Origin of the sequence: Bradyrhizobium nivariense (assembly GCF_029846695.2) — a bacterium.
Classification (GTDB): domain Bacteria; phylum Pseudomonadota; class Alphaproteobacteria; order Rhizobiales; family Xanthobacteraceae; genus Bradyrhizobium.
The window spans coordinates 43,144-50,386 of sequence record NZ_JARWCR020000071.1; the positions used below are offsets into that span (position 1 = coordinate 43,144).

Genomic DNA, 7,243 nt, shown 5'->3' on the forward strand with positions numbered 1-7,243 from the left:
AAAGCGGCGGTAGCGGGGTGGGGCGGCTGTATCTTCGTGTCGTCCTGGCGAAAGCCAGGACCCATTACCCCAGGACGTATTTTGGCGAAGATTCGTTGTTCGGTACGCCTAGCTTCCGCAACCGAAAGATCACGCGGTATGGGTCCTGGCTTTCGCCAGGACGACACTTTTGGTGGAGCGCCGGTCAGTGTCCATTGCGGTCTGCCTCTAAGCAAACCTCACCCCGTCACGATCTCATCCGCCTCGGCAGCGGTACCCATATGCGGCGGCACCGGCATCGGCACCGTCACATAATCCTTCGGCAAATTCACCGGGCGATATCCCGGCTCCACCGCCATCCGCTTCACCACGCTCTCGTGCAGATGCGCGCCTTCGGGGATGGGGCGCGGTTCGCAATCGGGGATGTAGAAGCCCAGAAACACTTTCCGCTCCGGCCATTCCTTGTACTTGGCGCTCTTCGGCAGAAACTCCAGCACGCGCCACAGCGCCGTCATCGAATTGTGCAGCATGCCCGTCTTGCCGGTGTAGGCGGGCGCGACGTAGTGGAACGGTGAGTTCTTGCGCTGGATGCCCCAGGCGAGCTGGTTCACCGTGCGCGGGTTGAAGTTCAGCCCCGCGCGTCCCGCCTCCTCGATCATCCAGATCAGCGGATATTTCGACTCGCCGCTCTCGGCCTCCGGATAGCCGCCGCCGACGTCGCTATGCACGCCGGCGAACCACACCTGCAAAATGTCCTGCGGCTCCTTCTTGTGATCGGGCACGAAGCGGTTGCGCCAATATTCCTGCGGCTCCTCATAGTCCTTGAGGCGGAACATGCAGCGCCGCTCGTCGATCGCGATCGCCTGCCGGAAGATGTTGACGCTCGGATTGAGCAGCGTGAAGGCGAGCTCCTCCAGGCTGAACACGAAGAAGAAATTGTCGCGCCGCGGCACGATCACGCTCGCCACCGTGTCCCAGACGCCGATGAAGTGGATGGTCGGCCAGCGCGACGAGGTGATGCGCGCGAACTGCGCGGCGAGGTCGAACTTGTTCTGCGGCAGCGGCCCGTTTTCGTCGGAGCCCTCATCGACGAGGTCGCTGACGTCGTTGCCGCGCCCGGTGCCGGAATATTGCTTGTAGGCGACGAGGCCAGAGCCTGCGAGGTTGGCCTGCTCCGGCGAGATCAGGCCGATCTTGTGGATCAGTCCCGCCAGCACCCGCACGGTATAGGCGCCGCGCGAGAAGCCGAACAGATAGATCCTGTCGCCGGGCGCGTAATGCTCGACCAGGAAGCAATAGGCCGAGAGCACGTTGTCATCGAGCCCGTAGCCGGTGGCGAGCCCCAGCACCAGATTGACGTTGGCCTTGAACCGGTGCCACGTCGACGGCTCCGTCACCGTGCCGACCCCGGGATCGTAGAACACCATCTGCCGCGGCTGCGTCCTGTCGGTCTTGCGCAGGCAACGGTAGAGCTTCAGGACGTTGGAGATGTTCTCGCCGATCTCGTTGCCGGTGCCGTCACAGCAGATGACGAGGTTTTTCGGCTCGGATTTTGGTTCGTGCTCCACAAGTCAGCCCCTCCCGGTGATGCTACCCGGGCGAGTATAGCGGAAAAGGATGGGGGAGAGGAGACGATGGTGGTTCTTCCCCTCTCCCCTCGTGGGCCGGCCATCGCACATGAAGCAACGTATGGCTGCAAGCTCGACTGCGGCCATCCTTCGAGACGCCCGCCTGCGGCGGGCCCTCAGGATAAGGGATGAGTATGCGGCCGCATTTCAACACAGATGGATGCAGCTAAGCCTCATCCTGAGGAGACCGCGAAGCGGTCGTCTCGAAGGACGAGGCGCTCGCTCAGGCGCCGCTGAGGCGTCATATGCGATAGCCCCGCCGTTGTGAAAGAGGGTGGATCGCCGCGAGGCTTCGCGCCACCTTCTCCCACATCCGCCTTCGCTGAAGCTTCGGCGGACAGGAGGGGAGGAGGGAAGACAGCGCGAGCCCTGCTCGCCCCGCCCCTACTTCTTCTTCCCCTGACCGATTTCCGGCTGCCAGGCGGCATCCTTGCGGCTCGGCGCCGCTGCGCTGGTCTTGATCTTGTCCTTCTTCGGCTTCTTGGTCTCGCGGTTGCTGCGTTGCTGTCCCTTGGCCATGACGTCGTCTCCTCCTGGGCTTCGAGTTCGTCTGCGTGCGAGATGGCCGCTGCAATGGTCGCCGGGCATGGCGACGAGATGCATCTGCCCGAGCCATTGAAGATCGCCGCCGCGCACGCGAGGCGCGAAAGATGCAGCGCAACATCGACGCGCGGCAATTGCGTGAGCTGCGCTGACGCGTTCGAGCGTACGCCCGCGCCATGCCGATTGCGAGGACTAAAACGCCGCGTGCGAGCGCCGCGCTGGGCCTTAAGTGCCCGCCCGCGCTGACATAATGCTGGCTATTGCCGCGCGACGGGCGCATGTTCGCGGCAGCTGGCGTCGGTTGGGGCCCCTTCTTTGCGAAAGGCAGGCGCGCATGACCATCCGCTCGAGGCGAGAAACCATCACCTTCAAGCATCCATTCCACATCCGCGGCGTCGCGCGCGAGTTGCCGGCCGGCGCCTATGAGGTCGTCACCGACGAGGAGATGATCGAGGGCCTGTCCTTCGCGTCCTATCGCCGCGTCGCCACCATGATCACGGTGCCCGCCGAAGGCGTGCGCGGTGCGGTGGAGATGCTGTCGATCGGCTCGGTCGACCTTGCGGATGCCCAACGCATCGACGCGAGTGCCGCCAATGACTGACATCCCGGTCGATCTCGACAGCCATCGCGGCATGGCCGCCCAGAAGGCAACCGATCTGCGCCGCGCGCTGGCCGATGTCGAGGCCCAGGTCAGGGAGCTGCGCGAGCGCGAGGCCGATCTCGAAAACCGCATGATGTCGGTGCCGGCCGCGTCCTGGCCGGAGGCCGCCGTGAAGGCGCGCCATCTGCTCAACCTCTATGCCGCGGGCCTCCCCGCCGAGGACACCCGCCACCGCGCGCTGGTGGCCGCGCTGTTCGACGATTTCGCAAGACTGAACGGCGACGGCTGAAGGCGAGCCGTGGGCTCGGTCTTTCTTACCTCTCCCGCTTGCGGGAGAGGTCGATGCGCCCCGGGCGATGCGAAGCATCGTCCCGAGCGCAGCGGGTGAGGGCTCTCTCCAAACGGGGAGTATCTCGTTCGCGGAAACACCCCCACCCCAACCCTCCCCCGCAAGCGGGAGAGGGAGCGCACCAGAACCAATCGCGCAAAGGAGTTACCCCATGACGCTCACCACCAGCCGCTTCATCGGCCACGAACAGGACCGCGGCATCGTCCAGTTCTCGATGCAGGACGGCCCCAAGGAGATCGCCTGCGCGATCTCGACCTCCGCGATGGACGACCTCGAGCGCGGCCCGCGCGCCAGGCCCAACGAGCGCGAAGAGCAATTCATGCGCCTGCGCGAGCGCATCGAAGCCTGCGTGGAACGGAAGTATCAGGCCACGGAGTTCGAGGGCACGCCGCCGGGGATCGTGCTGCGGAGCATTGATTTTCGGGGGTAGGGGGAGAAGGGCAGAGTAGCGATCCCACGCCTCACGCGGCCCGGTCGAGTTCCTTTTCGTAGGCTTTCAGGCTTCCCTTCAAGGTCTCTTCGAGCCTGGCCGTGCGCGATCCGATCGCCGCGTTGGCCGCTCGCACGGCGGCCGCCTCGATCGCCTCGTCGCGGCTGAGCTTGTCGTGTTGAAACAGCCATTTTGCGACCGTCGCCCAATCCCACAGCGGACTGTCGGACGTGACACGGGCGACCGGCGCGGGGAAATCCTTGGCGCGCTGTCCCTTGGAATATTGCGTCATCGCCGCGCGCGTCATTCCTGTTCGGGCGGCGATATCGGACAGGCTGACGAGCGGGTCGGGCTCGACGCGATCGACGTGGGCGCCGGCGGCCTGCACGTTCCGCACCGCCGTGACGATGGCCTCGCTGACTGATGTCGCCTCCCGGGTGAAGTCGACGATGATGTGGCCCTTCTGGAAGGCGATCGCAGCATCGTCGCAGCCGGCATCGTAGAAGCGCTGCTCGAAATCCTCCGCCGCAGGATCGAGGCCGGACGCAATGACGCTGAATTCGAATTTCTTCACGTGTCCTCCTCCTTTCCGTGCGGGCAGCGGCCGATCGCCCGCATCACCTGCCGGGCGTGGTCTTCCGGGTTTTTCGGTGTGCCGTTGACGCCGACCTGGCAACCGTCACGACCGGCATGCGCACAGAACAGCCGCCCCCAATGCCCCATCTTGCGCCACCGCCAGCCGATCGATTCGGCGTGCGCGACGACGGCCTCGATCTCCTTGTGCGGGTGCCTGGGCCGGTCAGCCATGCGGAGACCCGAAGATAGGTGGAGTGTTAACAAATGTCAACACAACTGTCTGCGGCGGCGGCCGTCCGTCTTGCGCAGGCAGCGCTACAGCTTCGAGGGCGTTGGAGATGTTCTCGGAGATCTCGTTGCCGGTGCCGTCACAGCAGATGACGAGGTTTTTTCGGCTCAGACTTGTGCTGGACTCCACCGTATGCCCCTCCCAGCGATGCTACCCCAGCGAGTATAGTGGAATTGAGGGTCGGAGGACACGGCCGCTATGTCGGCCACGAACAGGACCGCGGCATCGTCCAGTTCTCGATGCAGGACGGCGCCAAGGAGATCGCCTGCGCGATCTCGACCTCCGCGATGGACGACCTCGAGCGCGGCCCGCGCGCCAGGCCCAACGAGCGCGAAGCCCAGTTCACCCGCCTGCGCGAGCGCATCGAAGCCTGCGTGGAACGGAAGTATCAGGCGACCGAGTTCGAGGGAACGCCGCCGGGGATCGTCCTGCGGAGTATTGATTTTCGGGGGTAGGGGGAGGGCTCCACATGTCCCCACTCGTCGCGATGCCAGCATCGCGGCGCAAAAGCCGACTGGACGACAAAGTAAAAAGCGATACCCTCACCAAACGCTTGTGATTGACACCGGATTGAGCTCAGTCAGCTCTTCCTTCCTAGACTGCCTTTCCAGGCAACTCGAAGAGCACGCCGGCAACTGGCCACAGTTTTTGTAAGCAATTTTTCTCCGAACCAATTGAACTTAGCACAATTGGCGAATACTCGCCTCCACTATGCAGACTCTCGAGTACTGCACTTCCATCTCGCTGGAGACGGAGACGTTTGAAATAATGCGTGCCATTCGAATCTTCAACAATGACGGGTCTTCCATCTTGAGTACCGATGGCTGCTTGAGATGTAAGCGCGTCTTGCACAATTAAGTACTGACCGTCTAGAGCCAACGGCTCCGCGCTCTTGCCTTCGACCTCAACGATGCCCAGCGCGGTCTTCGCAAGATGTGTTAGCGCTGCCTGGCCTCCACAATCGCATATCTCGCTTCTGCTAGTCTGCAATACCGCCGAGGGTCTACCTTTCTCGAAAAGAACCCCTACGATTTTTCGCACGTCGAGCGATCCCCGATGCGTTACCACTGGAGCGGCAATCTCACGAGGGTTGATGGCTTGGCCTAGTTGAATGTTCGGATGAAGGTCATTCTTGATTACGTTGGCCTGCTCGGCCGCAAGTTCGGAAAGGCGTTTTCCAAAAGCCACCATCGGACCGCTAGTGTCTTCGGTGTCGGCCGGTTTAAACTCTGCTACCGGCATGTTCACACGTGCGAGTGCGCTTCGAGCGGCCTCTACGGCCCGGTTAAAGCTGCCACGCAGAGCGGTCAATTCCTTGGTGCGGTAACTTCTGTATTCTCTTGACGCGTGACAAAGGCCGGCTGTCAACGTTCCGATTGCTATGAGGTCGTCCAACCCAGTCAATTGCTCGACTGCGCCTTTTAGTCGATTGCCTGATTCATTTAGGCGGATGCGTCCAATGCGAGAAGGCATAAGCAGCCCAGTCTCGATGAAGGGAGGCGGTATCTGAAAGTTCGGCGAAATTCTCGTGGAAACTCTATCGCCTACCAATTGGCGTTCGACAGTTGCCGTTTGTCCGCCTGGGTCACGAAAAGTGAGCTTTACACGTACCGTCGGTGTCCTTTTTGCATCGGCAGTGGTTGGTGGATAGCAGGCTAGTGGAGGCCACTGTCCCATGGGCTTAGGGCCATTTCCGTAGATAGGTCTTTTCTCCAACTCGGCGATTTCGGATTGTTCTCGGGGCCTTTGTCCGGTGAGGGCCCAAGTGACAGCGCCAATCAAAGAAGATTTTCCGCTACCATTGGGACCTTCCAATATGAAGCTCTCGCAGGCCAGGTCGAATGTGAAAATCTCACCCTGCCATGTATTCAGCCCTCCGAAACCCTCCGCCTCAATCAAAGAGAGCTTCCAAGGTCCGGCCGATTGGAGGGAATCTTCGCCCGTAGTCGCTGCCGCGATGGCCGGATCGTGGGTTGCCTCAAACGCTTTCTGTAGACCTGCGATGAATGCGGCAGGAAGCGCAGTTGGTGTGCGCACGGTCGAAGCGAGGAGAAATTCGAAGAGGCGCCGTTGCGTTGGCGTCGCTAGCTGCAGTGCCGCAGGGCTTCCGCTTGCATCTACGTAGGACAAGATGGCGCCTGCCAATAGCGTCTTCTCGATATCTGCTTTCGTAAGGCGCGCCACAGAAGTCTCTTGCAATAAATGGGGCGGATATGACGGAAAAGAGCGGAGCGAAAATGCAACGATGAGAGTTGTGAGCGATGTAGTCAACAACTTATGAGAGATGGGTGCTGGATGTTCGCTGGAATTCAACTCGCGTTGCGCCGCGGCGAAAAACAAAAACGGCCGGATCTTCCGATCCGGCCGTCACGCAAAACTTGATCCGGCTAAGCCTACGCCAAGCGACGCAAGCCCCACCCCAATCCGAAAACTCTTAGCTCGCCTTCTTCGCCGGCGCGGGAGTCGGGCCGACCTTCTTCTGGATGGCGCGCTTGAGCTCGAGGGCGCGGGGCGACAGCACGTCGGCCTTGGCCTTGAGCAGGAAGGGGTCGAGGCCGCCATTGTGGTCGACGCTCTTGACCGCGTTGGTGGAGACGCGCAGGCGCACGTTGCGGCCCAACGCTTCGCTGATGAAGGTCACGTTGACCAGGTTCGGCAGGAAGCGGCGCTTGGTCTTGATGTTGGAGTGGCTGACCTTGTGGCCAACCTGGGGGCCCTTGGCCGTCAGTTCGCAGCGGCGAGACATGTCAAAATCCTTGGTTCGAGCCCCCAACGAGTGCGGCCGCCATCCAGGGCGCCACGGGGGCTAATTCTTTCGTCCTTGCAGGGAGCGGCGGACGTATAGGGG

Annotated in this window: 10 protein-coding genes; 4 read left to right on the forward strand and 6 right to left on the reverse strand. The window is 62.0% G+C overall.

Going from position 1 to position 7,243, the window contains the following annotated elements:
- Positions 1 to 218: 218 nt before the first annotated feature.
- Positions 219 to 1,547: a T6SS phospholipase effector Tle1-like catalytic domain-containing protein gene (locus tag QCM77_RS37085; RefSeq protein ID WP_280096230.1), complete on the reverse strand. Its 1,329-nt coding sequence runs from the start codon at positions 1,545 to 1,547 to the stop codon at positions 219 to 221.
- A gap of 444 nt (positions 1,548 to 1,991) precedes the next feature.
- On the reverse strand, positions 1,992 to 2,126 hold the full coding sequence (locus QCM77_RS37090) for a hypothetical protein (protein WP_279664826.1): 135 nt from the start codon (positions 2,124 to 2,126) through the stop codon (positions 1,992 to 1,994).
- 358 nt (positions 2,127 to 2,484) lie between these two features.
- Here QCM77_RS37090 and QCM77_RS37095 point away from each other — a divergent pair, with 358 nt between their 5' ends.
- From QCM77_RS37095 to QCM77_RS37105, 3 genes are all read left to right on the forward strand, one after another.
- Positions 2,485 to 2,751, forward strand: a complete 267-nt coding sequence (locus tag QCM77_RS37095) for a hypothetical protein (protein WP_279664828.1) — start codon at positions 2,485 to 2,487, stop codon at positions 2,749 to 2,751.
- Positions 2,744 to 3,040: a hypothetical protein gene (locus tag QCM77_RS37100; protein WP_280096231.1), complete on the forward strand. Its 297-nt coding sequence runs from the start codon at positions 2,744 to 2,746 to the stop codon at positions 3,038 to 3,040. Before QCM77_RS37095 ends, QCM77_RS37100 begins: the two co-directional genes overlap by 8 nt.
- Positions 3,041 to 3,251: 211 nt before the next feature.
- Positions 3,252 to 3,530, forward strand: a complete 279-nt coding sequence (locus QCM77_RS37105) for a DUF1488 family protein (RefSeq protein ID WP_280096232.1) — start codon at positions 3,252 to 3,254, stop codon at positions 3,528 to 3,530.
- A gap of 31 nt (positions 3,531 to 3,561) precedes the next feature.
- Here the strand turns inward: QCM77_RS37105 and QCM77_RS37110 are convergent, their stop codons facing one another.
- On the reverse strand, positions 3,562 to 4,104 hold the full coding sequence (locus QCM77_RS37110) for a hypothetical protein (RefSeq protein ID WP_280096233.1): 543 nt from the start codon (positions 4,102 to 4,104) through the stop codon (positions 3,562 to 3,564).
- Positions 4,101 to 4,337 carry a hypothetical protein gene (locus QCM77_RS37115; protein ID WP_279664837.1) on the reverse strand — a complete coding sequence of 79 codons (237 nt, stop codon included), beginning with the start codon at positions 4,335 to 4,337 and terminating at the stop codon, positions 4,101 to 4,103. Before QCM77_RS37115 ends, QCM77_RS37110 begins: the two co-directional genes overlap by 4 nt.
- Before the next feature lie 225 nt (positions 4,338 to 4,562).
- Between QCM77_RS37115 and QCM77_RS37120 the strand changes: the two genes are divergently transcribed.
- Entirely contained in the window at positions 4,563 to 4,850 is a 288-nt protein-coding gene (locus tag QCM77_RS37120) for a DUF1488 family protein (RefSeq protein ID WP_280096234.1), read from the forward strand.
- 139 nt (positions 4,851 to 4,989) lie between these two features.
- Here the strand turns inward: QCM77_RS37120 and QCM77_RS37125 are convergent, their stop codons facing one another.
- Together QCM77_RS37125 and rpmB are read right to left on the reverse strand one after the other, a co-directional pair.
- Positions 4,990 to 6,579: an AAA family ATPase gene (locus QCM77_RS37125; protein WP_280096235.1), complete on the reverse strand. Its 1,590-nt coding sequence runs from the start codon at positions 6,577 to 6,579 to the stop codon at positions 4,990 to 4,992.
- Positions 6,580 to 6,829: 250 nt separating this feature from the next.
- Positions 6,830 to 7,141 (reverse strand): 50S ribosomal protein L28, encoded by a 312-nt coding sequence (gene rpmB, locus QCM77_RS37130; RefSeq protein WP_279664844.1) that lies wholly within the window; start codon positions 7,139 to 7,141, stop codon positions 6,830 to 6,832.
- Positions 7,142 to 7,243 lie beyond the last annotated feature (102 nt).

Bases quoted from the DNA above. Each gene is read 5' to 3' on its own strand.
- QCM77_RS37090 (WP_279664826.1), bottom strand. From the start codon at position 2,126: ATGGCCAAGGGACAGCAACGCAGCAACCGCGAGACCAAGAAGCCGAAG.
- QCM77_RS37095 (WP_279664828.1), top strand. From the start codon at position 2,485: ATGACCATCCGCTCGAGGCGAGAAACCATCACCTTCAAGCATCCATTC.
- QCM77_RS37100 (WP_280096231.1), top strand. From the start codon at position 2,744: ATGACTGACATCCCGGTCGATCTCGACAGCCATCGCGGCATGGCCGCC.
- QCM77_RS37105 (WP_280096232.1), top strand. From the start codon at position 3,252: ATGACGCTCACCACCAGCCGCTTCATCGGCCACGAACAGGACCGCGGC.
- QCM77_RS37115 (WP_279664837.1), bottom strand. From the start codon at position 4,337: ATGGCTGACCGGCCCAGGCACCCGCACAAGGAGATCGAGGCCGTCGTC.
- rpmB (WP_279664844.1), bottom strand. From the start codon at position 7,141: ATGTCTCGCCGCTGCGAACTGACGGCCAAGGGCCCCCAGGTTGGCCAC.